At 57.0% G+C, this 23,952-nt stretch carries 26 protein-coding genes; 17 read left to right on the top strand and 9 right to left on the bottom strand.

Translation table 11 applies throughout. The features are described 5' to 3' along the window. Positions 1 to 16: 16 nt before the first annotated feature. Positions 17 to 574: an inorganic diphosphatase gene (locus ACTQ34_RS05605; RefSeq protein WP_441362901.1), complete on the bottom strand. Its 558-nt coding sequence runs from the start codon at positions 572 to 574 to the stop codon at positions 17 to 19. Between the two features lie 215 nt (positions 575 to 789). Here ACTQ34_RS05605 and ppk1 point away from each other — a divergent pair, with 215 nt between their 5' ends. Continuing rightward, entirely contained in the window at positions 790 to 2,919 is a 2,130-nt protein-coding gene (gene ppk1 / locus ACTQ34_RS05600; RefSeq protein WP_441362900.1) for a polyphosphate kinase 1, read from the top strand. Between the two features lie 155 nt (positions 2,920 to 3,074). On the opposite strand, the gene ACTQ34_RS05595 is transcribed toward ppk1, so the two are convergent. The 8 genes from ACTQ34_RS05595 to ACTQ34_RS05560 form a co-directional block, all read right to left on the bottom strand. Continuing rightward, positions 3,075 to 3,767, bottom strand: coding sequence for an MgtC/SapB family protein (locus ACTQ34_RS05595; RefSeq protein ID WP_441362899.1), 693 nt, complete (start codon positions 3,765 to 3,767; stop codon positions 3,075 to 3,077). 63 nt (positions 3,768 to 3,830) lie between these two features. Further along, positions 3,831 to 4,841, bottom strand: a complete 1,011-nt coding sequence (locus ACTQ34_RS05590; RefSeq protein ID WP_441362898.1) for an ABC transporter ATP-binding protein — start codon at positions 4,839 to 4,841, stop codon at positions 3,831 to 3,833. Between the two features lie 6 nt (positions 4,842 to 4,847). Then, positions 4,848 to 5,663: an ABC transporter permease gene (locus ACTQ34_RS05585; protein WP_441362897.1), complete on the bottom strand. Its 816-nt coding sequence runs from the start codon at positions 5,661 to 5,663 to the stop codon at positions 4,848 to 4,850. Then, the gene (locus ACTQ34_RS05580) at positions 5,663 to 6,523 is read right to left on the bottom strand and encodes an ABC transporter permease (RefSeq protein ID WP_441362896.1); all 861 of its coding nucleotides are present in this window, start codon (positions 6,521 to 6,523) and stop codon (positions 5,663 to 5,665) included. The genes ACTQ34_RS05585 and ACTQ34_RS05580 overlap by 1 nt, the downstream gene beginning before the upstream one ends. Continuing rightward, complete coding sequence (locus tag ACTQ34_RS05575; RefSeq protein ID WP_441362895.1) at positions 6,520 to 7,359, bottom strand: alkaline phosphatase family protein; 840 nt, start codon at positions 7,357 to 7,359, stop codon at positions 6,520 to 6,522. The genes ACTQ34_RS05580 and ACTQ34_RS05575 overlap by 4 nt, the downstream gene beginning before the upstream one ends. Positions 7,360 to 7,445: 86 nt before the next feature. After that, positions 7,446 to 8,570, bottom strand: a complete 1,125-nt coding sequence (locus tag ACTQ34_RS05570; protein ID WP_441362894.1) for an extracellular solute-binding protein — start codon at positions 8,568 to 8,570, stop codon at positions 7,446 to 7,448. Between the two features lie 66 nt (positions 8,571 to 8,636). Continuing rightward, complete coding sequence (locus tag ACTQ34_RS05565) at positions 8,637 to 9,449, bottom strand: histidinol-phosphatase HisJ family protein (protein WP_441362893.1); 813 nt, start codon at positions 9,447 to 9,449, stop codon at positions 8,637 to 8,639. Between the two features lie 9 nt (positions 9,450 to 9,458). Then, a complete protein-coding gene (locus ACTQ34_RS05560; protein WP_441362892.1) occupies positions 9,459 to 10,241 on the bottom strand; it encodes a DeoR/GlpR family DNA-binding transcription regulator in 783 nt (260 codons plus the stop codon). A gap of 319 nt (positions 10,242 to 10,560) precedes the next feature. Here ACTQ34_RS05560 and ACTQ34_RS05555 point away from each other — a divergent pair, with 319 nt between their 5' ends. The 16 genes from ACTQ34_RS05555 (at position 10,561) to ACTQ34_RS05480 (ending at position 23,758) form a co-directional block, all read left to right on the top strand. Continuing rightward, the gene (locus ACTQ34_RS05555; RefSeq protein ID WP_441362891.1) at positions 10,561 to 11,274 is read left to right on the top strand and encodes a response regulator; all 714 of its coding nucleotides are present in this window, start codon (positions 10,561 to 10,563) and stop codon (positions 11,272 to 11,274) included. Between the two features lie 11 nt (positions 11,275 to 11,285). Next, positions 11,286 to 12,356 carry a sensor histidine kinase gene (locus tag ACTQ34_RS05550; protein WP_441362890.1) on the top strand — a complete coding sequence of 357 codons (1,071 nt, stop codon included), beginning with the start codon at positions 11,286 to 11,288 and terminating at the stop codon, positions 12,354 to 12,356. 124 nt (positions 12,357 to 12,480) lie between these two features. Next, the gene (locus ACTQ34_RS05545; protein WP_441362889.1) at positions 12,481 to 13,920 is read left to right on the top strand and encodes an ethanolamine ammonia-lyase reactivating factor EutA; all 1,440 of its coding nucleotides are present in this window, start codon (positions 12,481 to 12,483) and stop codon (positions 13,918 to 13,920) included. 18 nt (positions 13,921 to 13,938) lie between these two features. Further along, positions 13,939 to 15,309, top strand: a complete 1,371-nt coding sequence (locus tag ACTQ34_RS05540) for an ethanolamine ammonia-lyase subunit EutB (RefSeq protein WP_441362888.1) — start codon at positions 13,939 to 13,941, stop codon at positions 15,307 to 15,309. Between the two features lie 249 nt (positions 15,310 to 15,558). Continuing rightward, positions 15,559 to 16,269 carry an ethanolamine ammonia-lyase subunit EutC gene (eutC, locus tag ACTQ34_RS05535; RefSeq protein WP_441362947.1) on the top strand — a complete coding sequence of 237 codons (711 nt, stop codon included), beginning with the start codon at positions 15,559 to 15,561 and terminating at the stop codon, positions 16,267 to 16,269. Between the two features lie 18 nt (positions 16,270 to 16,287). Next, on the top strand, positions 16,288 to 16,944 hold the full coding sequence (eutL, locus tag ACTQ34_RS05530) for an ethanolamine utilization microcompartment protein EutL (RefSeq protein ID WP_441362887.1): 657 nt from the start codon (positions 16,288 to 16,290) through the stop codon (positions 16,942 to 16,944). 29 nt (positions 16,945 to 16,973) lie between these two features. Beyond that, complete coding sequence (locus ACTQ34_RS05525) at positions 16,974 to 18,449, top strand: acetaldehyde dehydrogenase (acetylating) (RefSeq protein WP_441362946.1); 1,476 nt, start codon at positions 16,974 to 16,976, stop codon at positions 18,447 to 18,449. A 28-nt stretch (positions 18,450 to 18,477) separates the two neighbouring features. Next, complete coding sequence (locus tag ACTQ34_RS05520; RefSeq protein WP_441362886.1) at positions 18,478 to 18,762, top strand: BMC domain-containing protein; 285 nt, start codon at positions 18,478 to 18,480, stop codon at positions 18,760 to 18,762. A 29-nt stretch (positions 18,763 to 18,791) separates the two neighbouring features. Further along, positions 18,792 to 19,079 carry an ethanolamine utilization microcompartment protein EutM gene (eutM, locus tag ACTQ34_RS05515; protein ID WP_441362885.1) on the top strand — a complete coding sequence of 96 codons (288 nt, stop codon included), beginning with the start codon at positions 18,792 to 18,794 and terminating at the stop codon, positions 19,077 to 19,079. A 31-nt stretch (positions 19,080 to 19,110) separates the two neighbouring features. Continuing rightward, positions 19,111 to 19,869 (top strand): hypothetical protein, encoded by a 759-nt coding sequence (locus tag ACTQ34_RS05510; RefSeq protein WP_441362884.1) that lies wholly within the window; start codon positions 19,111 to 19,113, stop codon positions 19,867 to 19,869. Next, entirely contained in the window at positions 19,847 to 20,692 is an 846-nt protein-coding gene (gene pduL / locus ACTQ34_RS05505; protein WP_441362883.1) for a phosphate propanoyltransferase, read from the top strand. The genes ACTQ34_RS05510 and pduL overlap by 23 nt, the downstream gene beginning before the upstream one ends. A gap of 11 nt (positions 20,693 to 20,703) precedes the next feature. Then, the gene (locus tag ACTQ34_RS05500) at positions 20,704 to 21,006 is read left to right on the top strand and encodes a EutN/CcmL family microcompartment protein (protein WP_441362882.1); all 303 of its coding nucleotides are present in this window, start codon (positions 20,704 to 20,706) and stop codon (positions 21,004 to 21,006) included. Between the two features lie 24 nt (positions 21,007 to 21,030). After that, positions 21,031 to 22,395: a 4Fe-4S dicluster domain-containing protein gene (locus tag ACTQ34_RS05495; protein ID WP_441362881.1), complete on the top strand. Its 1,365-nt coding sequence runs from the start codon at positions 21,031 to 21,033 to the stop codon at positions 22,393 to 22,395. Continuing rightward, a complete protein-coding gene (locus tag ACTQ34_RS05490) occupies positions 22,395 to 22,940 on the top strand; it encodes a BMC domain-containing protein (RefSeq protein WP_441362880.1) in 546 nt (181 codons plus the stop codon). The genes ACTQ34_RS05495 and ACTQ34_RS05490 overlap by 1 nt, the downstream gene beginning before the upstream one ends. A gap of 36 nt (positions 22,941 to 22,976) precedes the next feature. After that, positions 22,977 to 23,327: a BMC domain-containing protein gene (locus ACTQ34_RS05485; RefSeq protein WP_441362879.1), complete on the top strand. Its 351-nt coding sequence runs from the start codon at positions 22,977 to 22,979 to the stop codon at positions 23,325 to 23,327. Next, on the top strand, positions 23,324 to 23,758 hold the full coding sequence (locus tag ACTQ34_RS05480) for a EutP/PduV family microcompartment system protein (RefSeq protein ID WP_441362878.1): 435 nt from the start codon (positions 23,324 to 23,326) through the stop codon (positions 23,756 to 23,758). The genes ACTQ34_RS05485 and ACTQ34_RS05480 overlap by 4 nt, the downstream gene beginning before the upstream one ends. Positions 23,759 to 23,952: the final 194 nt, after the last annotated feature.

The following is a 23,952-nucleotide window of genomic DNA, read 5'->3' as shown; positions in this document are numbered from 1 at the left end:
TTGCTATGTATTATAGTTACGCCTCTTCCTTCTCCGGCCGTCTGCCGCAGAAGTGCACCTCGTACCGACGCATGCAGTCCTTGATTACCTCAATCGCTTTTTCCCGGTTGAGCGCGTCCGAAGTAGTTGTATGCTTGTGTTCCAAGCCCTTGTAAACCTCAAAAAAATGCGTGATTTCACTGCCGTAATGCGGCGGCAGCTCATCCATATCGTGATAGAAATTCCATGTCGGTTCTTCAAACGGAATCGCAATGATTTTATCGTCGATCTCATCCTCGTCGATCATACGCATCACACCGATTGGATAGCAGTCCACCTCCACCAGAGGGTCGAGCGACTCCGTGCACAGCACGAGTACATCAAGCGGATCGCCGTCGTCCGCGTAAGTGCGCGGAATGAAGCCGTAATTGGCCGGGTAATGCGTGGAAGTATACAAGATGCGGTCCAGCCGCAGCAGACCGGTGCTCTTGTCCAGTTCATACTTTTTCTTGCTGCCTGCCGGAATCTCGATAACCGCAGTGAAGCGTTCCGGCGTAATGCAGCGCGGGTCAATGTCGTGCCAGATATTTCTCATGCCTTTTCTCCTTTCTCTTTGTTTCTCCAGTATAACAGACGCTCTATCTTCGCGCAAGGTCTAAGCCCCCGGTAAAAAGCCATTACTTTACATGATTTTTACATAAAACGCATTGTCCCAACACAAAAAAGCAGTATAATAGTAGTATACTGAGCGATCGTATGGCCGTCTTTCTTGTCCGGCGGCCGGAATCAAAACAGGGGGGAATCTCTCTCATGACACAGGCAATCTGGGAACAGGGCTATACGCAAAACCGTGAGCTGTCTTGGCTGCAGTTCAACGCCCGTGTATTGGCCGAAGCGGAGGACAACGCCGTACCGCTTTTGGAGCGATGCAAATTTCTTTCGATCTTCACCAGCAATCTGGACGAATTTTTTATGATCCGTGTGGGCAGCCTGTGCGATATGGCGGCAGTGGATAAGGGACATATCGACAACAAATCCGGCATGACCGCCAAGGAACAGCTGCACCGCATCTACGCTGCGGTCGAACCGCTGTATGCGCGCCGCGACGCTGCGTTTCGAGATGTCAGCACCCGGCTGCGCGCAGAGGGGCTGCGCCGCCTTTCCATCAGCGAACTGGAGCCCGCGGAGCAGAAATACATCAAGCAATATTTCAAAAGCGTCATCGCCCCCGTCCTTTCCCCGCAGATTGTGGATGCGCACCATCCTTTCCCGCACTTAGAGGGCAAGGTGCTGCATATTGCCGCGCTGCTCGGCCACAAAAAGAGCGAACGCTTAGGGCTGCTGCCCGTTCCCGCCTCGCTGCCCGCGCTGGTATTCCTGCCGGGTGAGGAAAAGCGCTATGTGCCCATTGAGGATATTCTGCTCGAATACACCGGCCATGTATTCGAAATGTACGACGTGCTGGAAAAGACCGTATTCTGCGTCACCCGTAATGCGGATATCAACCCGGATGACGAAACCTTCGGCGCGGAGGAGGGCGATTTCCGCACCAAGATGGAAAAGCTGCTGCGCCGCCGCCGTCGCATGGCGGTCGTGCGCATCGAGCTGACCCGCCCCATCAGCGACCATTTTACCGAATATTTCCGCAAACGCTTTGACGTAACCGACGCGCAGATTTTCCTGTCGCGCAAAGCGCCGCTTCGGATGGGCTATGCGTTTTCTCTGGGGGAGCACCTGCCCGAAAAACAACGGGCGGCCCTGTCCGACCCGCCGTTTTCTCCTCAGCAGCCCGCCATGCTGCCCGCCGGCCAGAGTCTGCTCAAGGCCGCGCTCAAACGCGACATTCTGCTTTCCTACCCCTATGAGTCGATGGAGCCGTTTTTGCAGATGATTCGCGAGGCCGCAAACGACCCTGCCGTGCTGTCCATCCGCATCACGATTTACCGTCTGGCACGCAAAGCCAAGCTGGTGGAATATCTGTGCGCCGCCGCAGAAAACGGCAAGGATGTGACCGCGCTCATCGAGCTGCGCGCCCGTTTTGACGAGCAAAACAACATCGACTGGTCCGAGCGCATGGAGGAAGCCGGCTGCAAAATCATTTACGGCTTTGAGGAGTACAAAGTGCACTCCAAAATCTGCCTGATTACCCGGCGGGAGCGCGGCGATGTGCGCCATATCACGCAGGTCGGCACCGGCAACTACAACGAAAAGACCGCCAAGCAGTACACCGACGTGTCGCTCATCACCTCGGACGAGTCCATCGGCGCGGACGCAGGCGCGTTCTTCAACAATATGGCGCTGGGCAACCTCGAAGGCCGTTACAACCGCCTGCTGGTCGCGCCGAGCAGCCTGAAAAACAACCTTCTCGCTCTGATGGATGAGCAGATTGCCCGCGGCAGCGAGGGATATATGCTGCTCAAGTGCAATTCGCTGACCGATATCGACATTATCCACAAGCTGCGGGATGCTTCCTGTGCCGGCGTGCGCATCGAAATGATCGTGCGCGGCATCTGCTGTCTGCTGCCCGGCGTTAAAGGACATACCGAAAACATCACGGTCACCAGCATTGTCGGCCGTTTTCTGGAGCATTCACGCATCTTTGTGTTCGGCCGTGGATCGGAGGAAAAAATGTATATCTCCTCCGCCGATATGATGACCCGAAACACCGAGCGCCGTGTAGAAATCGCCTGCCCCATTGACTCGCCCGAAGTGAGCGCACGGCTGCATGACATTCTGTATGCCATGCAGCACGACACGGTCAAGGCGCGCGTCTTGCAGCCGGACGGCACCTACCGCAAAAAGCCGCCCGTGCCCGACCCCATCTGCGCGCAGGTGCTGCTTATGCAGCAGGCCATCGACCAGGCCCGCGAGCAAGCTGCGCATCCTGCACCTCCCGAGCCGGGCTGGCGCAAGCTGCTGGGCCGTCTGCTGGGCCGCTGAGGTCCGCTTTTTCAAAGCGCAACATGCCCCACACACTTCCCCCTTGCTTCGCACGACACAAAATCCGTAGTGCATTCTTCCGATGCACTACGGATTTTTTGTTTGGTCACGCATTCGTGTGAGGGCAGGTCCTCTCCACAATCCTTCCGTTCGCACTATTCCTCCTGATTCTCCAACCCGGTGATTGTCACAATATTGGACAAATCACAGAAGAAACGATTTTTATCCCGTTCCGTGCTGCCGGGCGCAAATGAAAGACGCAGTCGAATCATATAACTGTCATCCCCTTGCCTGCCGTATGTCAAATTGGACATTGCAACACGATAACGATCGCATCTCTCCTCAATCTGGAGCAAACTGTCGTGCAAATCTTGGCATTCAATTTTCAGATACAGGCGGGATGCGCTTTTCTTTTGCAGCCGTGCCTGCAACTTATCCAATGCGGACAACGTAATCAGCACCGCCAAGCTGCCAAGCAGCGCCACAAGATAATATCCCATACCGGTGGCAAGCCCAAGGCATGCCACTGTCCATAGGCTGGCCGCCGTAGTCAGTCCACGGATCGTGATGCCGTCCTTGAGAATGGTTCCCGCGCCCAGAAAACCGACACCGGATATGACCTGCGCGCCCAGACGCGCCGGGTCCGGCGCGGACTGATACAGTTGATGCGTATCCTGATACAATTGGCTGCCGATAATCATAACCACACATGCGCCAAGCGCCACCAGCATGTGCGTGCGCAGACCCGCCGGATGCGCCGTCCGGGTGCGCTGTCCTCCCACGATCAGTCCGACTGCCATGGCAGCCAGCAATCGGAACGCGATTGACCAAACTGTAATTGTTTGCATACGGCCATCACTCCACTTCGCCATCGGTGCAGCACAGCCTTATTCCCGTATATCAGAATTCTGTCATTCCAGCATAAGGCAGTTATCCCGCTTGATTGTACAGTAAACCTCTGTATTTTCCTGCAACAGCATTGCCTCGGAAAACAGTACGTCCGCCCGCAGTCTGACGTCATCGCAGGCAACGGTATAGCGGATGATATTTCCATGCGGTACGCTGTTAACCACCGTTCCCTTGCAGACATAGCAGTCCGGCTGCTCGGTCCGCGATGCAGACAACTGAATCACCTCCGGCCGGATTGCGACATTTTCGGTCTGCGCATCCTCACCGGTCAGCGTTTTAAACTGCGCGGCGCTCAGAATATTATAGTTGCCGATGAAATTGGCGGCAAATTTCGTGCGCGGCCGCGTGTAAATCTCCACCGGTGTGCCGGACTGCTCAATTTGTCCGACATTGAACAGGTGGATCATATCGGACATGACCATCGCCTCATCCTGATCGTGCGTTACGAAAATGGTCGTGATGTTCAGCTCCTGCTGAATGCGACGGATTTCGCTTTGCAGATTTTTGCGCAGCAGCGCGTCGATTGCGCTGAGAGGCTCGTCCAAAAGCAACACCTTCAGCTCCGTGACGATGGCACGTGCCAGCGCCACGCGCTGCTGCTGGCCTCCGGACAGCTGACGCGGATAGTGGTCGATTTTATCCGACAAGCCTACAATTTCCAGCACTTCTTTTACCTTCGCGTCAATTTTAGACTTTTCCACCTTTTGAATCTGCAAACCGAAAGCAACATTCTGGCGGACAGTCATGGTTGGGAACAGGCTGTACTGCTGGAAAACCATACCGATATTGCGCTGTTTCGGCGTCAAGTGGGTAATATCATTGCCGTCCAGAAAGATTTGACCCTGATCCACATGTTCCAAACCCGCCAGACAGCGCAGCAGCGTGCTCTTGCCGCAGCCGGAAGGGCCGAGCAGCGTCACCATCTGTCCATATTCGACGCCCAGATTGATGCCCTTCAGAACATGGGCTGAGCCAAAATATTTATGAATGTCCTTAAACTCTATATATGCCATACCGTATTACTCCTTTGCATCCTTGCGCGCCTGTTCCTGTTTGCTGTCTACGCGATTCTGCATCGCAAAAGCAATGCCGGCGATGAGCAGCGTCGCTAAAAACATGATAAGTACGATAGCGCTTGTGTACTGGCCCGGATTGTTTCTTGCGTTATACAGCAATTGCTGCGCGGTCAGATACTGACTGCCGGCGACAATCTTGACAATTGCGAAATCGCTGAAAATTGTGGACATCGCAAGCAGGGATGAAATCAAAATACCGGAAACCATATTGGGTACGATGATGCGCACAAACGCATACAGCTTGCTCGCTCCCAGAATCTCCGCCGCTTCAATCAGCTGCTGCACGTTGATGGCACGCAGATTATTACGAATGCCCTGATAAATAAACGGCAATATAATGATACAATACACAAATGTCAGCATGACAATGCGGTTGCCGAAAATCGGTCCCGAACCGGCATACAGACCCAGCACGGAAATCGCCAAAATAACGCCCTTGAGCGTATGCGGGATCATGCAGATACTCTGTATTACGCCTTCCAGCTTGGGACAGTAAAGGATCGAAGTGTAAATGGCAAGAATGACCACCGCGCCGGTCAGGAGAATCGGCACAAAGCTGATGGTGATACCACGCAGCATGGATGGCCAGAATCTTGCATCCTCGAACACATCCTGATAATACTCGAGCGTATATCCGGAGGGAAGAATGCCCGACCAGCTGGTGACAAACGAATAGATGCCCAGAATCAGCAACGGCAGGATCAGGAATATGCTGACAATCAGAATGATTACCGGCGGCAGCCAACGATTGCTTTTCATCAACTGTTCCCTCCTTTATAGAAGAACTTCTTCACCATGTTGCACAGGAAGATGACCAGCAGCATGATCAGCATCATTGTGATGGACAGAGCCGACCCCATTTCCTGCTGCTGCACGGTTTCTCCCGTGAACATGCTGGTGATTTTAATCGGCAGCAGCGGATAGTTGGTGGAGATCATCATGTACGGCGTCGCATATGCGGTCAGCGCATTGGCAAACAGCATGGAGAAGGTGTCGCAAAGGCTGGGCAGCATCACAGGGATGCCGATATTCCACCAGAAGCGGAACGGGCTGGCCTTCATCAGCGCCGCCGATTCCTTCCATTCCTTGCGGATACTCTGGAAAGACGGCAGCAGAACCAGCGTTCCAAGCGGAATCTGGAAGTAAACGAAAACCAGAAGCAGTCCTTCCTTGCCATACAGGTTGAAATCGTCCAACGCATGGATGCCAAACTGGTTGAGCACCTCTATTAATACGCCCGAATTACCAATCAAGATAATAAACGCAAACGCCAATGGCAGACCCGCAAAGTTAGAAACCATGTTCAGAATGGACAGGAACTTGCTGTTCCAGCCGCGCGTTGCCTCTGCTGCCGCCATCGCTGCGATGAATGATACGATTAAGCCTGCGACGGTGGAAAGCAACGTCAGGTACAGGCTGTTTCGCATCGCCGCCTGATAAATCGGCTTGGAAAACACATCGATATAGTTTGCCACAGAAAGCGAACCTGTTTCCGGAGAAATAAAGCTCTGCCAGACCATGTTGGACAAAGGCGCAAGCAGGAAGAAAATCACCAAAATAAAGAACGGAAACGATGCCGCATATTTTCCGATGCCCTTCGCCTGTATCTTTCGATTCATTCTTGTTTCCCCTCCTTTTGCGCAATCTCCAATTGCTCAATCATCGCTTTGCCGCGCGGTATACACAGCAGATCGCAGATGAGCGGCGCAATGTTCAGATTGGAAATGCAGTGGTCGGAAAAATCGCCCGGTACAACGCGGTCCGAAACGATATACAGCGGAACCTCACGCTGAATCGCCTCATTCCCGCCGTGCATACCCAGCGTATCCATGCCATGATCTCCCGTAATGAGAATATCGTATGCATCCGCGCGCCAGCGGTCGAATAAAACAGCCAGCTGGTCGAACGAGATTTCCGAAGCATGTCCGTATTCCCGGCTTGCTGCCGTAAACTTATGCCCCTGATCGTCCACATTCATCGGATGCACCAGCATAAAATCCGGCTGGTACATCTGCCGCAGCATCTCTGCATCTGCATATAGATGGCTGTCCGGATAGGTATCCTCACAGTAAAAAATGCCATGGTCAATATCGCCCGAACCTTGCAGACACATCCGGTCGCGAAACAGGTCAAACGGTGCGCGATCGGTATACAGCTCCGCAATCCAATCATATGCCGCGGCTGCATTGCTGCGCCCATGTGCCCGGGTGAGAGAAAACAGATTCTCGCAGCGGCTGCGCCGCACAATTTGGTTGGAGTAGATGCCGTGCGCATGCACCGGCTGGCCGGTCAATATGGTTTCATACATCGGGCGGGAGGAGGACGGCAGTCCGCACTGTACGCGATACTTTGCCGCAAGCCCCGCTTCCGCCAGATGTTCAAAAAATCCGGCGCGCTGCACAGCCGTATCAAATCCCTGCGCGTCGATCATTACCAGAATCACTTTTTTATTCAATGTTTAATCCCTTCCTTCTGCGGGTGAAAAAAGGAAGCCGCCTTATGATACAGACGGCTTCCTTGCGACTGTGAAGATGCCGAAAATCAGCTAATCAGAGGAAGCACTTCTTCTTCCCACAGACGGGCGATTTCATTGCAAGCATCCGCAAAAGCTTCTACATCCGTAATCTCCAAGCTGTTTTCGTACGCCGAATCCGGCAGCATTTTTGCAGCGACATCCTCAGGCAGCTCGACATCCGAGCGGATGGGACGCGCATAGGATTTCGCACGCTCAATCTGACCCTGATCGCTCAGCAGATATTCAATACCGAGGGCGGCAGCGCACGGATGCGGCGCCCACTTATTGAACAGAAGCGCATATCCGGAGGTGACCGAACCGTCAGACGGAATGGTTGCAACCAGATTCATGTTCGGGTCCGCTGCATTGATCTCATCGCGCCAGCTCAGACATTGGAAATCATAACGGGCGACCATGCAAGCGACCTCACCGGTTGCCACGCGGTCACGAACCGGATCGGCGGGATCCAAACGGCCCTGCTCCGCCAGCTCCTTGAAGAAGTCGATGCCCGGCTGCACATTGTCCAAGCCGCCGCCATATGCGATTGCACACGCCAGCACCGCTACCTGAGAGGATGCGCCGCCGATTACGTTGCCCGGCGAAACCATATAGTCGCCGTTCTTAATGTCCTCCCACGTTTCCGGAACCTTACCTCCGGTCAGGTTCGGGTTGGTCAGGAACGCGCTCGTGCCGGTATAGGTGACATACCAGCGGCCTTCCGGATCCTTGGCCCAGTCCGGAATCGAATCCCAAGTGGAGACCTTATAGCCTTGCAATACATCCTGCTGCTCCGCCGTTACGGTAAAGGCCTGACCCACATCGCCGAAATCCTTGGTCGGGCTGTCCTTTTCTGCTTCAAAGATAGCTACCGTCTCCGCGGAGGCCATGTCCGTGTCATAATGCTCGATTCCGTATAACTCGGTGAACGACTCCCAGCTCTCTCCCCAGTTCGCCCAGTCGTCCGGCATGCCGGTGGTCTCCAGGCGGCCTTCTTCCTTCGCGCCTGCAATCAGCTCATCCATCGTCATGGAATTGAGATCCAAAGCGGTCGTTTCCGTTTGGTCCTCGCCACCGCCGCCACAGCCGGCTAACAGAAAGCCCGTTGCCAACAGCATCGCTGTCAGCCTTGTCAGCTTACGACTTTTTTTCATACAGATCTCCCTTTCTTTCTCATTTTTTCTTTTTTTCTTTTCTATCGACGTTACAGGTTTTCCCTGTCACGTGCGATTCAATAGAGGAATGGCGCATGGCTTACGACCGCGATAAAACGTCAGTTCTGTAAAGCCGATTTCGATTGCCTTGTCAATAGCGCGCGGAATTTCTCCGCCGACTGCCTGCAGCACATGCGCATCGCTTCCGATGGTAATACGCCGGCCGCCCAGCTCATAGTACCGTGCCAGAACCCAGTCCTCCGGCTCCTGACGCTGCTTCCAGTCCATGAATCCCCGTGTATTGATCTCCAACGATATCCCCTGACGAATCACTTCCTGTAAGATTGGCTCCACATATTCCTGATACGATATAATGGTCGGTACAGGAATTTTCCCTTTCATCACGCGCAGCGGATAGTCCAGATGGGCCAGACTGTCAAATCCGCCGAACCGCAGCAGTTCCAGCATATCGGTGAAATATTCTTTCAAAACCGCGTCGACAACAGACGCATCCGTGTAATCGATTAGATATATGTCCCGATCCCCGCGCAGAAAATGTACCGCGCCGAGAATGAAGTCGAACTGCCGGGATGTCAGGAACTCTTTGGCGACCTCCGGCATGAAATAAGGATGCCCTACTTCAATGCCCCAGCGGATTTCCAAACGATCCGCAAATGCCTCCCGTGCCCGCTCAAACGCATCCCGTCTTGCCTGTTCGTGCTCCAGATAGAACCGGTATCCGATTTCTGCATCGCACAAATCGAAATGATCCGTGATGGTAATACCCTGCAGGCCGCGGCTCACGGCAGTCTGCGCGATTTCCATGATGTCATATTTTCCATCCTGTGAATATTTGCTGTGAATATGCTGATCGTACATCGGCACCGCTCACCTCTCTCCATCGGCAATGATGACTTTTACGTTTCTGTTTTCCATCTCGTTTATGAACGCTCTATCTGCCTGCGCATCCGTAATCAGATAATCCACCTGATCGAGCGCGCAGGAGCGGTAGTTTGCCCGCACATTGAATTTTGTATGGTCGGTGACGGCAATCACCAGATCGGACTTACGCAGAAAACGCTGCTTAATCAGACACATTTCCATGCTGTAATCCATGATACCCTCATCCAGCGTCAGACCGTCCACGCCAATCACCGCTACGTCAATCTTTCCAAAGCTATCCAGAAAATCCGAGGCAAGCAGGCCAGTCGTAATCAGTTCGCCCTTTTTGACCTGTCCCCCCAGCAGATAGACCGAATGATCCGTCCGGCAGGACACTGCCATGGCACTATGCAGTGAATTGGTGAGCACCGAAACATTCTGCCGCATTGCCAGTAGACAGCCCACTTGATAGGTCGTAGTGCCCGAGTCCAGCACCACCGAGCACGAATCCGGGATCAGCCGGATCGCCTCCTGCGCGATGGCGCGTTTTTCCGCCACACAGACCTGACAGCGCTTGTTCCATTCGTCCATTTCCATGTTATCGGGATCTTCTTTGCGAATCTCCGCACCGCCATAGATCTTACGCACCAATCCTTCGGATTCCAGCAAGTCCAGATCGCGTCGTATCGTTTCGATGGATACGTCGAACCGCTCGCTCAGATCTACTGTCAGGACTTTCTTCTCCTGCATCAACAATCTTTTGATGCTTTGCAGACGATCATATTTCAAGCGCGTTTTCCCCCCCTCCGCACTATTTTTTTCAAATTTCAAATGTTATCATTTTTTGCAAGGTTTTTTGTTAAATACAACAATTTTTGTCCTTTTCAACTTGAAGATACCATGCATTTTCGACAATGTCAACCCAAAATACCAATTTTTTTCGAGAATATAACAGCAATTTTTCCCAACGGTTTTCTAACCCTGCAAATATTATCAAAAAATGATTATCTTTTCTGTGTGGACAAATGTTTTTTTGCTGCGCACACGAAAAGGCCTTGCTTTTCCTCCGCGCCGCCATTATACTGAAACCGTTACGGGAGGTGACACTGTGGTCAAAACCATCGTTCTCGCCGATGACGAACCGATCATCCGGCTGGACATTCGCAAATGCTTGGAAGAACAGGGCTATCAGGTCTGCGCAGAAGCATCGGACGGCTTTGATGCAGTGGAGGCCTGCCGTTCCCTGTCCCCGGATGCTGCGCTGATTGACCTGAAGATGCCCGTGTTCGACGGCATCTATGCCACCGAGCTGATCACACAGGAAGGGCTGGCCGGCTGCGTCGTCATCATGACCGCGTATGCTGACAACAGCTTTGTGCAAAACGCAGCTTCCGTCGGTGCGGCCGGTTATCTGGTCAAGCCGGTTCATCCCGCGCAATTGGCGCCCGCCATTGAAATCGCCTTTGCGCAAAGCGCTGCCCTACAGCGCGGGCAGGCGGAAATCCTACGTTTGCAGAAAAAAATGGATGACAACCGTGTCATCGACCGTGCCGTCACCCTGCTGTCCAGCGCACAGCGCCTGCCCGAACGGGAGGCCCGCCGCTGGATTCAAAAGACCGCTATGAACAAGCGCTGCCCGGCCATTGAAATTGCACAAAGCCTGATTCGGCGTTATGACAGCCGAATCGACGTCAACGCTGCGAAGCAATGTCTGATGCAGCAGAAAGGGCTGAGCGACGCCGTTGCTTATCGCTGGCTGTGCCGCACAGCCAAGGCGCGCGGCCAAACGCTGGAAGAAACGGCGCAGCAAATCAGAAAGTAGGACAAGGCGCAATGAACTGGAACGAAGTACAACAACGCGCCCGTCTGTCCGACGCGATGACCGACCGCTTGCGCGAGCTGGGCCACTGGCTCCCGTTTATTGCCGACCTGATGTCAGTCGACCTGTTTATCGACTGTCCGGATGCGCAGAGCGGGCTGCTTTTCGTCGCAGCGCAGGCGTTTCCCAGTGCCGGACACTCGATGTACAGCGGCAGCGTGGACGGCTGCATCGCGCAGCGCGAAAGCGAACCCGCCGCCTATTGGGCGCTGGAAACCGGCGCGCCGATCCGTGATCTCAAAGCCGTGACACAGGAAAATCGCGTCGTGCGGCAGAATGTTATCCCGCTGCGGGATAACGACGGAACGGTCTGCGCGGTCCTTATCGCCGAGCAGGACATCAGTCAGGGCTACCACATGGAGCAAAAATACCGCGCGTTATCGCAGTCACCTGTCAGCGAGGCTGCAACGGACAGCCGCGATCTTGAATTGCTGCAGCAGCGCGAAATCCATCACCGCATTAAAAATCATCTTCAAACCATGGCAAGCATCATGAACTTGCAGATGCGGCAGGCCTGCCATCCGGAAGCGCGTCAGGCATTTCAGGAAAACCGGGCCCGCATCCTGAGCATCGCCACGATCGAGGATATTCTGTTGGCGCAGCCATCCGGACGAATCAGCCTGCATGAGCTAATCGACCGATTGTGCCGCAATATCCAGTCGATTTTTCAAAATTCAGACACCAATGTGCAGTATACAATTCGCGGCGGCGATGTGTCCCTGCCGCAGAAGCAAGCATCGGATGTCGCCATTGTCATCAACGAGCTGCTGACCAACGCCTGCAAGCACGCCTTTGTTGGACGGTCGGAGGGGCACATTGATATCCTGCTGCAGCGCACGCAGGCCTTTGTCACGGTCGTCGTGCGCGACGATGGAATCGGTTTCCCGCCCGAGGGCTATCGTGAAGGGCTGGGCTTATCCATCGTGCGCATGACGGTACAGGAGAAGTTAGGCGGCGAGCTGCATATTGCCGGCAATTCGAGCGGCTCGATAATTTCATTTGACTTTTCCGCAGACCAATGCTAAGATGAATGCATAACCACATAGTACGGTTATACAATCGGGTATAACTGAGTTGGCAATTGCGCCCAGAGCGATGAGTTTTTTCTCACCGCTCTGGGCTTTTGTTGTTTTTCGGGGAGGAAATGCCTTGCAGCATACGCAGCTTTGCAGCGTCGGCATCGACATCGGAACATCCACCACACAACTGATCTTCAGCCGACTCGGCGTGGAAAATACCGCAGGGTATTTCTCCATTCCGCGCGCCGAAATTGTGGAAAAGAAGGTTTTTTACCGCAGTCCAATCATGGATACGCCGCTTGTGGACGATCGTCATATCGACGGGGCCGCGCTTCGGCGCCTCATCGAACAAACCTATGCCGACGCCGGCGTTGTGCCGGCACAGGTGCAGACCGGCGCGGTTGTCATCACCGGCGAAACCGCACGGCGCGAAAATGCACGAACGGTTCTCGAACAAATCAGCAGTCTGGCCGGAGACTTTGTAGTATCCACCGCGGGGCCGGATCTGGAATCCATCCTCGCCGGACAGGGCAGCAGCGCCCAGCAATATTCCCGCGACCACAACACCGTAGTTGCCAATCTGGATATTGGCGGCGGCACCACCAATATTGCCGTTTTCGACGGCGGATCGGTGATTGCCTGCGGCTGCCTGGATATTGGCGGACGGCAGGTCAGCCTGACTGCGGATGGCAAAATTCGCGCCGTGTGCAATGGCGCGCGCCAGATCGCTCAGGCGCTCCAGTTGCCTGTCATACCCGGTCAGCCCGCTGATCCGGACGCACTTACGCTTCTGTGCAGCAAAATGAACGAGCTTCTGGAGCAGCTGCTTGGGCTGATGCCGCCTTCCGACTTGCTGGAACGCCTCGCCACCCCCGGCAGCACGCCTTTTTCTCTTCCAGCGCATCGACCCATTCGCTTTCTCTCCTTTTCTGGCGGGGTGGCGGACTGCATTCTGCGTCCGCCACCCGACCCCTTTACCTATCATGATATCGGCGTGCTGCTCGGCAACGAAATCCGGCGCGGCAGGCTGTTCGGACGTTTTCAAATCCTCTCCGCCGCCGAAACCATCGGCGCGACGGTTGTCGGCGCCGGAACCTATACCACCCGTCTTTCCGGCAGCACCATCGCCTATGACAGCGGCCTGTTTCCGCTCAAAAACATTCCGGTGCTCCGTTTGAGTGCCGAACAGGAATCCGCGCTCTCAGCAGGCAATGACCGCGTTTTGCGCGAACAGGCCGCCTGGTTTATGCAGCAAAACGACTGCCCGCTGTTTCTGCTTGCGCTGGAAGGTCCTGCCGACCCGACCTATACGCAGCTTGACACATTGGCCTCCGCCATCGCCGCCGGCCTGAGCGAAGCACTGCCGGAAGGTCAGCCGCTGCTGGTACTCAGCCATCGCGATATTGCCAAGGCACTCGGCCAACTGATGCGTCAAAAAGCCGGCAGCCGTCCCGTCGTTGCGATTGACGGCATCGAAATCGGCAGCGGGCAGTTCATCGATCTGGGCATGCCTGTTTTAAACGGCATGGCCGTTCCGGCGATTGTGAAAACGCTGATTTTTGAATCCTGAAGCAAGGGAGGAACACCCATGGCATACCGCACCAGTCTTTTGGGGCAAACCTTTACTTTCGATGACATCAAAACCGTTCTGGCACGGGCAAACGAGGAAAAATCCGGCGATATTCTTGCCGGGGTTGCCGCCCGCTCCGATCTGGAGCGTGTAGCCGCCAAGGAGGTTTTATCCGGCATTCGTCTGGAGGAACTGCGCGAAAACCCTGTCGTTCCTTACGAGGAGGATGAAGTCACACGACTCAATCAGGATGGGCTGAACCAGACCATCTATGGTGAAATTCACGGTTGGACGGTTGGCGAACTCCGCAACTGGCTGCTCTGCGAAACCACCACCGAAGCGGCAATTCGCCGGATTTCCAAGGGACTGACGGCAGAAATGGTCGCGGCGGTTACCAAGCTGATGAGCAATCTCGATCTGGTCTACGCCGCGTCCAAAATCCGCGTTCCGGCGCGGTGCAACACCACGATCGGTCTGCGTGGCACGCTGTCGACCCGTCTCCAGCCGAATCACCCAACGGACAGCGTGGAAGGGATCACGGCATCCGTGCTGGAAGGCCTGTCCTACGGCTGCGGTGACGCCGTTATCGGCCTGAATCCCGCCGGCGACACCGTCGACGGCACGGCGGAGGTTTTGAAGCGGTTTGACGATATCAAAAACCGGCTGCACATCCCCACGCAAATCTGTGTGCTCAGTCATATCACGACACAGATTGAAGCCGTGCGGCGCGGCGCCCCATGCGACATGATTTTCCAATCCATTGCGGGCAGCGAAAAAGGCAACCTCGCCTTCGGCTTCACCACCGACAATATTCGGGAAGCCAAACAGCTGCTCGAACAGCAGGGGACAGCCGCCGGTCCGAATCTGTTGTATTTCGAGACCGGCCAAGGCAGTGAACTTTCCTCCGACGCGCACAACGGTGCCGATCAGCTCACCATGGAGGCGCGCTGCTATGCCTATGCGCGCTGCTTTTCTCCCTTTATGGTCAATACGGTGGTCGGCTTCATCGGCCCGGAATACCTGTATGACAGCCGACAGGTGATTCGGGCAGGGCTGGAGGATCACTTCATGGGCAAGCTATCCGGCGTGCCGATGGGCTGCGACTGCTGCTATACCAATCACATGATGGCCGACCAGAACGATATTGAAAACCTTTCTCTTATGCTGGCTTCCGCCGGCGTCAACTACATTCTCGGCGTGCCCGCCAGCGATGACATCATGCTGAACTACCAGACCAACGCCTACCATGACGCAGCGGGCATTCGCGAAATCCTCGGCCTGCGGCCCATCCGGGAATTCGACTGCTGGCTGGAGGAAATGGGCATTACCCAGAACGGACGCCTGACCGCCCGCGCAGGAGATCCCACCATTTTTGCCGACTTGCTATGAATCAAGGAGGGATGAGCATTGCTTTATTCGGATATTGAACGTGTCGTCGATCAGGTGATTCGTTCGATGCGGGATCCGCACGCCCCCGTTGTACCGGAAAAATGGGCGGATCTGCCGCCCATCCAGTATGGTGGCGCCTGCAAGGCGCGCGCCGCTGCGGAAAACACCGCACGGCAGCAAGACACTTCAAAGTGCCGCGCACAGCTTGGTTTGCCGCCTGAGGAGGAAAAAAAAGCAGAGGTTTCCACATTGCAGGTGCAGGACCCCGCTTTTCTATCCCGCATGATGGCACAAACGCCCGCGCGCATCGGCGTGGGACGTGCCGGCGCGCGGCTGCGCACCGAAACCTTGATTCGGCTGCGCGCGGATCATGCCGCTGCACGCGACGCCGTCTGGAAAGACGTAGACACCGCCGTGCTGGAGGAATTGAACCTTTTCTCCATTCAAACCCGTTGCCAGAGCAAGGCGGAGTTCATCACCCGTCCCGATCTCGGGCGGGGCTTTACGGACGAAACGCTCTCCCGCCTGCGGGAACACTGCGTCAAGGATGTGGACGTGCAGCTTATTGTCAGCGACGGTCTTTCCTCCACCGCCATCAACGCCAACGCGGCGCGCATTCTGCCGATCGTTCTGGACGGGCTAAAGGCACGGGGCCTGTCGGTGGGAACGCCAATTTTCGTGCGATACGGCCGCGTCGCAGCGCAGGACGTAATCGCCCAGGCACTCAACGCCGCTGTGGTCTGCTCGTTTATCGGAGAGCGTCCCGGTCTTGCAACAGCGGAAAGCATGAGCGCTTATATCAGCTATCACGCACAGCCCGGCATGCCGGAATCCCGGCGCACCGTGTTATCCAACATCCACAAAAACGGCATTCCGGCTATGGAAGCCGGCGCCTATCTGGTGGATCTCATCGCGCAAATTCTTGAACAGAAGGCCAGCGGCGTGGCCCTTGTCCGTTAGGAAGGGAGGTGCATCTGCTTGATTCCTTCCCCGGTACCGGCACACGTCCTGAGCATGCGTATTCTCCCCAACGCGGACCCGGCGCTGCTTGGACAGCTGACGCTGCGCGACGGCGACCGAAGTCTCGGTTTGCTGACGGCGGACTGCGACGACGTCGCCTATGCGGCGCTCGATGAGGCGACCAAAAAGGCCGATGTGCAGGTTGCCTATGCCCGCAGCATGTACGCGGGCGCGTCCAACGCCAGTACACGGCTGGCCGGAGAGTTTCTCGGCATTCTGTCCGGTCCCGATCCGGAACAGGTGCGCAGCGGTTTGCAGGCCGCCGCACACTACATTCGGGAGGAAGCGCACTTCTGCACCGCCTGCGAAGACGGCTCGGTCGTGTACTTTGCACACTGCATCTCCCGCACCGGCTCCTACCTCTCCCGGCAGGCCGGTGTCCCCGAGGGAACCGCCATGGCCTATCTGATTGCGCCGCCGCTCGAAGCGGCAATCGGTCTGGATGCCGCACTCAAGGCATCCGCGACCACGCTGCGCGTGTTTTACGGTCCCCCGACCGAAACCAATTTCGGGGGCGGACTGCTCACCGGTGAGCAGTCCGCCTGCCGCAGCGCCTGCGACGCATTCGCGCAAGCAGTCTGCGATATTGCACAACATCCCATTCTCGTTGAATAACAGGAAAGTGAGGCGTTTTGATTTTGGAAATGGATCGAGATCTGCAATCCATACAGGAGGTACGCAACCTCGTTGCGCGCGCCCGCACGGCTGCCGCGCAGCTTGCCACTTTCTCGCAGGAGCAGCTGGACGCCATCTGTGCAGCCGTTGCTTCCGCCTGCGAGAAAGAGGCTGAGCGGCTTGCCCGCATGGCAGTGGAAGAAACCGGCTTTGGGCGCTGGGAGGACAAGGTGCTCAAAAACCAATTGGGCAGCACCATCGTCTGGAACCATATCAAAAACAAGCGCGTCGTCGGCATACTGCATGACGACACCGCGCGAAAAGTCATCGAAATCGGTGTGCCGATGGGCGTGGTCGCTGCGTTGATCCCTTCCACCAACCCCACTTCAACCACCATGTACAAATGTCTGATTGCGCTCAAATCGGGCAACGCCATCGTCATCAGCCCGCATCCCGGCGCAAAGCGCTGCATCACAGAAACCTTCCGCATCATCGAACAGGCCGCGCGCCAAGCCGGCGCGCCCGATGGCGCGGTAACCTGCGTTGAACTGACCACCATGGAGGCCACTAACGCCCTGCTTAAGCACCGTGATGTCAGTATCATTCTCGCAACCGGCGGCGAAGCCATGGTGCGCGCGGCCTACTCCTCCGGCAATCCGGCGCTCGGCGTCGGCCCGGGCAACGGCCCGTCCTTTATCGAGAAAAGCGCGGACATCCCGCTCGCCGTACGACGCATTTTTGCCAGCAAGACCTTTGATAACGGCACCATCTGCGCTTCCGAGCAATCCATCGTGGTGGAGCGCTGCTCGGAAGCCGCAGTGGTGGCCGCCTGCACCGAGCAGGGAGGCTACTTCCTCACCGACGAGGAAAGCCGCCGGCTGGCCGCCTTCATGCTGCGCGCCAACGGCACCATGAATCCGAAAATCGTCGGACGAACCGCGCAGCAGATTGCCGCCATGGCGGATATCGCCATCCCCGAAGGCACGCGCGTCCTGCTTTCCCGCCAGACCGAGGTATCCCGTTCCAATCCGTACGCCCGCGAAAAGCTGTGCCCCGTGCTCGCCTTTTACGTTGCGGACGACTGGGAAGCGGCATGCGCACTCTCGATTTCCATTCTGCAGGTGGAGGGCAGCGGCCACACCATGACCATCCACTCCACCAATCAGCAGGTCATCCGCGAGTTCGCGCTGAAAAAGCCGGTGTCGCGTCTGCTGGTCAACACGCCGGGCGCACTGGGCGGCGTCGGTGCGACGACCGGACTCGCACCCGCTCTGACTCTAGGCTGCGGCGCGGTCGGCGGCAGCGCAACCTCGGACAATATCGGCCCGGAAAATCTCGTCAATATCCGCCGGGTCGCCTGGGGACTGCGTGAGCTGGAAGATCTGCGGCAGGATACCCCAACACCGGTCTCCGCCGCCGCACCGCAGAACGAGGCGCTGACCCCCGCCGATATTGAGGCAATTACCCGTGCGGTCATCGCCCGATTGACCGCCTCGCACGGATAACCGACCGCATCAACAGGAGGTATGAAAAATGGAAAATTTACAGGCTCTCGGCATGGTAGAAACCAAAGGTCTTGTCGGCTCCGTCGAAGCGGCGGACGCGATGGTCAAGGCGGCAAACGTGACGCTGATAGGCAAAGTGCATGTCGGCGGCGGTCTGGTAACCGTGATGGTGCGCGGCGACGTCGGCGCGGTCAAAGCTGCGACCGATGCGGGCGCTGCGGCAGCGGAGCGCGTGGGCGAGCTGCTGTCCGTACACGTCATTCCGCGTCCTCACAGCGAAGTCGAAGGCATTCTCCCCAGAATCGAAGGATAAACCTGCAAATAGAAAAAGGAGTAATCAATATGGCAAACTTACAGGCTCTCGGCATGATCGAAACACGCGGTCTGGTCCCCTCGATCGAGGCGGCCGACGCAATGGTCAAGGCAGCAAATGTAACGCTGATAGGCAAAGTGCATGTCGGCGGCGGTCTGGTAACGGTGATGGTACGCGGCGATGTCGGTGCGGTCAAGGCCGCCACCGATGCGGGCGCCGCGGCAGCGGAGCGCGTGGGCGAACTGCTGTCCGTACACGTCATCCCGCGCCCGCACGGCGAGGTAGAAGGTATTCTCCCCACCATCGAGCAGTCGTAACGCGATTTCCTGTATATAGGGAGGACTGGATGTGAAAAAACGCAGCATTCTGACCGAGAGCGATCTGCGCATCGCACGCGCGCGGCGCGCGATGGACGAAATCCATGTCGCTCCCGACACCTTTGTCACCCCGCTTGCAAAAGAATATCTGCGCGATCACGGCATCCGGCTGGTTCAGGACAACTACGCCCCCATGACCAAAACAACACAACAGGCTCCCGGCTTTATCGAAGAGGCTACGGGCGCAGCAATCGCGCAAAAGGGAGAATATCTGACCCATCTGCACGGCCGCACGCTGGTGCCGAAAGACCATCCGCGCATTGTGCTGCGCGGTATGCTGGATACTTTGCAGGCAAAGGTCCTGCTGTTGCAGACCGAGGCCTGCGCCCCGCTTTTGCGGCGCGATCTGGGCGATATTCTGGAAGCTATCCGGCAGATACTGCGCGCCGAGGTCAAGGACTGCGCCCTGCCGGAAGCGCCGCTGCTCGGCATGGACGAGCAGACGCTGCACCGCATGTCTCACGAAATAAAAGAAACGTTCGGCTTTGACCATCCGATTCCCTCTGCCGATATGGGGCGGATCGCGCTGCAGCTCAATCTGCTGCGCACGGAAATCCGCGCGGTGGAACGCAGTGCAGTCACCGCCTTTCCGCCCGGCACCGCGCAGGAGCGGACGGATATTATCCGGCAGCTTAACCGGCTGAGCAGTGCCGCATATCTTTTATTCTGTCGAACGCTTGCCGGATATTACAAGGAGGAGGATTGTCATGGATCAGCAGCAACTGTGTGAAATGATTACGCAGGCCGTCATGCAGCGCCTGCATAGCCAAGAGCTGCCGCTCGACATACCGGTGGAGGCCTCCGCACGTCATGTCCATCTGACCGCCGAGGCGGTACAGGCGCTTTTCGGCGCAGGCGCCCACTTGACCCCCAAGCGGCCGCTGTCCCAGCCCGGACAGTTTCTCAGCGAAGAGCGGGTGCGTATCGTCACGCCCAAGGGCGAACTGGCGCACGTGGCCGTGCTCGGCCCCGAACGTTCCGCCGTACAAGTAGAGCTGTCCGCCACCGATGCCCGTGCGCTCGGTTTGCAGGCGCCGGTCCGGCTTTCCGGCGATCTGCGGGACGCCGCCGACGTGTATCTCATCGGCCCGAACGGCATGCTCGCCGCACCCGGCAGCGCCATCATCGCGCAGCCGCATATTCACATCACCCCGCCTGACGCCGCACGCATTCAGGTGCAGGACGGGCAGATCGTCAGCGTCTCACTCAAAGGCGCGCGTCCGCTGACGCTGGATGGGGTGGCCGTGCGCGTCAGCAGCCAGGCGGGGCTTGCCATGCACATCGACTGGGACGAGGCCAATGCCTGCATGCTTGCCCCGTCGAGCAGCGCGCGCATCCGCGCCGCCGGCATCAGCATCCCACAATCTGCCACAGCCGATGCGCCCGCAGCAGATGCGCCGGCCTGCGTCGCGCAGGAACGTCTGATCACCGAAAGCAAAGCGCGCGCGCTGGCTGCCCGCGGGCAATCTGTACAGGTTGCCCGCACCACCCTGATTACGCCTGCCGCGCAGGATGTGCTGCTGCATGCCGGCGTAACCGTCATTCGGCTGTAAGGAGGCCCGCTATGTTGATCTGCAGAGTCATCGGCCATGTATGGGCAACCAAAAAAGAAGAAGCCCTCAGCGGACAGAAGCTGATGGTCGTGCAGGAAGAATGCACCAACGAAAAAAACGGCGCAACCTTTGTCGCGGCCGATTCGGTTGGCGCCGGCATTGGAGAGCAGGTTCTGGTTGTCACAGGCAGTACCGCGCGCCGTGCACTGGGTACGGATACGCTGCCCATTGACAGCGCCATTGTCGGCATCATTGACGAAATCGAAGTGGCGCAGGCGCAGTCCCGGCAGGCGAACGCAGCCGCCCCATCCTGATGCTTGTGAGAGGAGACGCAGAACATGGAGCTTTGGAAGCAAATACAGCAGGCCGGCATTGTTGGCTGCGGCGGAGCCGGATTCCCCACGCATGTCAAATACCAGAGTCAGGCCGATACCCTGATCCTTAACGGCGCGGAATGCGAGCCACTTCTGCACACGGATCAATATCTCATGCAGCATCATGCGCGCGAAATCATCTGTGCTGTCTGCGCCATGCGTGACGCGGTGCAGGCAAAGACGGCCGTAATCGCGCTGAAACATCATTATGCTGCACAGATTGATGCATTGCAGCAAGCCATTGCTCAGGCAAACGCCGACATCCATCTGCATCTGCTTGACAGCTTTTTCCCCGCCGGGGATGAGCAGACGCTGGTTTTCGAGGTCACCGGACGGGTGGTTCCGCCCGGCGGTCTGCCCGGTCTGGTCGGCTGCGTAGTCAGCAACGCCGCCACTGCGCTGTGTGTCTATGACGCGATGCAGAACCAGCCGTTCACACACAAATATCTGACCGTCACCGGTGCGGTGCGCCGTCCCACTATCGTCCGTGCCCCAATCGGCACGCCGGTAGCAGATTGTCTATCCTGTGCCGGCGGCGCAGAACCGGACGAATTTATCGTACTCAACGGCGGTCCGATGATGGGAAAGCGGCTTTCCCAGTCCGAAGCCATGCAGTCGCATGTCACCAAAACCATGTCTGGGCTTATCGTCCTGCCCCTGTCCAGCGCCATTGCACGCACCGAGAACATCTCGCTGGAAAGCATGATGAACCGCGCACGCTCCTCCTGCATACAGTGCAGCTACTGCACGCAGCTCTGTCCGCGGCATCTGCTCGGGCATCCGCTCGAGCCGCATCGCATCATGCGCACCCTTTCCCTGTACGGCAACAATTTGGACGCTGTACTGGACGACCCCGCCATGCGCAACGCGGCGCTTTGCTGCGAATGCGGTATCTGCGAGCTTTTTGCCTGCCCGATGCAGCTGCAGCCACGCCGGGTAAACCGATTGATCAAGCAGCGTCTGGCGCAGCAGGGCATTCGCTATCAGCGGCCTGAACAGACATGGCAGGCCCGCCCCGAACGTGCAGGCCGTCTTGCGCCCTCCGCCCGGGTTGCCGCGCGGGCCGGTGTCGCTGCCTATTACGATATTTCTATCGATACCCTCACGCAGGCAGCTCCACACACGGTTACACTTGCGCTGCGCCAGCATGTCGGCGCCCCTGCACATCCCATTGTCTCGGTCGGCGACCGCGTCCATGTCGGCCAGCAGATCGCCGCCTGCCCGTCCGAGCAGTTGGGCGCCCATCTTCACGCATCCATCGACGGCATGGTTGCCTCGGTCTCGCAGGACGCCATCACTATCACATCAGAACAGGGAGGGAATGAGTAATGGAATCGCTTGGTATTCTGGAAAGCAACAGCATTGCAAAAGGCATCGAAGCCGCTGACGCCGCGCTCAAGGCCGCGGAGGTTTCTCTGCTGTACGCCCGGCCGGTATGTCCCGGCAAGTATTCCATCCTGCTTTACGGTGATGTCGCCGCGGTGGACGCCTCTCTTGCGGCCGGTTCTGCCGTTCTGGACAATCATCTGGTCGATTCCGTGTCCATCCCGCGCATCCATCCGCAGGTGATTCACGCCATCGGCCTTTCTGTGGAGCCGCCGCCGCTCGGCGCTGTCGGTGTCATGGAGTTTTTCAGCGTGACGGCTGCGGTTTATGCAGCCGACGCTGCGGTCAAGGCCGCGGATGTTATGCTCATGGATGTTCGCCTTGGCATGGGAATCGGCGGCAAGTCCTTTGTTATTCTCTCCGGCGACGTTGCCGCGGTATCGCAATCGGTTTCTTCCGGCATGCGGATCGGCGCAGAAAAGGGGCTGGCGCTGCAAAGTGTCGTCATTCCGCGCCCTCGGCCGGAAATCTTCGAGTCCCTCCTATAACGTCCGGCGGCAACCGCAACAAAAAGGGGGCAACACATGTTGGAATCGGATAAACAACGCATCATTCAGGAATTTGTACCCGGCAAACAGGTGACCATGGCGCATCTGATTGCGCATCCGGTCGAGGACCTCTATACCAAACTGGGTGTGGTCAGCGAAAACCGGGGCGCGCTCGGCATTCTCACCATCACACCCAGCGAGGCCGCAATCATCGGTGCGGATGCGGCAACCAAAGCCTCGGCAGTCGAAATTGTTTTTGTCGATCGCTTTTGTGGATCGCTGGTTATTTGCGGAGACGTTGCCAGCGTGGAAGCGGCGCTGCAAAATGTTCTGCATGTCTTGACCGATATTCTGCACTTTGCTCCTACGGAGATCACACGCTCATGAAAAAAATTATGCTAATCGGCAAAACCGGCTGCGGCAAGACAACACTCGCACAGCGTCTGCTCGGCGAAAATCCATGTTATCAGAAAACGCAGACCGTTTCGCTGCGCGGCAGCTGCATTCTCGATACGCCCGGGGAATATCTGGAGCAGCGCGGCATGTACAAGGCGCTGATTGTGACAGCAGCCGACACCGATCTAATCCTTTTCTTGCAGGACGCGACCGACCAGCAATGCGGTTTTTCACCGGGCATGGCCAGCCTGTTTCCCAAGCCGGCTGTCGGCGTGGTGACCAAGTGCGATCTGTGCCCCAATCCGCAGGATCGCGCGGCCGCCATTCGTTTCCTCGAAATCGCAGGCGTCTCGCGCATTTTCTCTGTCGGCCTGCATGCGGCGGATGACGATCTGGCATCGCTGGCAGCCTTTGTGGAGTAACCGCTGTGACACTCCACGCCCCGCTCTGTGGCCGTTCGCACGCATATGAAAACACAAAAAAGCCGTCACTTTCGTGACGGCTTTCAGTCTGTCGAGAAACCCGGCCTATGCGTCAGGCATAAGCCGGGTTTCTGGCGTATAAAGGCCAAAAAAGTACAAACATGAATGGAGAAGACTTCTCCTTCCACAACCAA

Origin of the sequence: Agathobaculum sp. LCP25S3_E8, assembly GCF_052117165.1 — a bacterium.
Taxonomy (GTDB): domain Bacteria; phylum Bacillota; class Clostridia; order Oscillospirales; family Butyricicoccaceae; genus Agathobaculum.
This window is presented reverse-complemented; position numbering and strand designations above follow the sequence as displayed.

Bases quoted from the DNA above. Each gene is read 5' to 3' on its own strand.
- ACTQ34_RS05605 (WP_441362901.1), bottom strand. From the start codon at position 574: ATGAGAAATATCTGGCACGACATTGACCCGCGCTGCATTACGCCGGAA.
- ppk1 (WP_441362900.1), top strand. From the start codon at position 790: ATGACACAGGCAATCTGGGAACAGGGCTATACGCAAAACCGTGAGCTG.
- ACTQ34_RS05595 (WP_441362899.1), bottom strand. From the start codon at position 3,767: ATGCAAACAATTACAGTTTGGTCAATCGCGTTCCGATTGCTGGCTGCC.
- ACTQ34_RS05590 (WP_441362898.1), bottom strand. From the start codon at position 4,841: ATGGCATATATAGAGTTTAAGGACATTCATAAATATTTTGGCTCAGCC.
- ACTQ34_RS05585 (WP_441362897.1), bottom strand. From the start codon at position 5,663: ATGAAAAGCAATCGTTGGCTGCCGCCGGTAATCATTCTGATTGTCAGC.
- ACTQ34_RS05580 (WP_441362896.1), bottom strand. From the start codon at position 6,523: ATGAATCGAAAGATACAGGCGAAGGGCATCGGAAAATATGCGGCATCG.
- ACTQ34_RS05570 (WP_441362894.1), bottom strand. From the start codon at position 8,570: ATGAAAAAAAGTCGTAAGCTGACAAGGCTGACAGCGATGCTGTTGGCA.
- ACTQ34_RS05565 (WP_441362893.1), bottom strand. From the start codon at position 9,449: ATGTACGATCAGCATATTCACAGCAAATATTCACAGGATGGAAAATAT.
- ACTQ34_RS05550 (WP_441362890.1), top strand. From the start codon at position 11,286: ATGAACTGGAACGAAGTACAACAACGCGCCCGTCTGTCCGACGCGATG.
- ACTQ34_RS05540 (WP_441362888.1), top strand. From the start codon at position 13,939: ATGGCATACCGCACCAGTCTTTTGGGGCAAACCTTTACTTTCGATGAC.
- ACTQ34_RS05525 (WP_441362946.1), top strand. From the start codon at position 16,974: ATGGATCGAGATCTGCAATCCATACAGGAGGTACGCAACCTCGTTGCG.
- ACTQ34_RS05520 (WP_441362886.1), top strand. From the start codon at position 18,478: ATGGAAAATTTACAGGCTCTCGGCATGGTAGAAACCAAAGGTCTTGTC.
- eutM (WP_441362885.1), top strand. From the start codon at position 18,792: ATGGCAAACTTACAGGCTCTCGGCATGATCGAAACACGCGGTCTGGTC.
- pduL (WP_441362883.1), top strand. From the start codon at position 19,847: ATGGATCAGCAGCAACTGTGTGAAATGATTACGCAGGCCGTCATGCAG.
- ACTQ34_RS05500 (WP_441362882.1), top strand. From the start codon at position 20,704: ATGTTGATCTGCAGAGTCATCGGCCATGTATGGGCAACCAAAAAAGAA.
- ACTQ34_RS05495 (WP_441362881.1), top strand. From the start codon at position 21,031: ATGGAGCTTTGGAAGCAAATACAGCAGGCCGGCATTGTTGGCTGCGGC.
- ACTQ34_RS05490 (WP_441362880.1), top strand. From the start codon at position 22,395: ATGGAATCGCTTGGTATTCTGGAAAGCAACAGCATTGCAAAAGGCATC.
- ACTQ34_RS05485 (WP_441362879.1), top strand. From the start codon at position 22,977: ATGTTGGAATCGGATAAACAACGCATCATTCAGGAATTTGTACCCGGC.
- ACTQ34_RS05480 (WP_441362878.1), top strand. From the start codon at position 23,324: ATGAAAAAAATTATGCTAATCGGCAAAACCGGCTGCGGCAAGACAACA.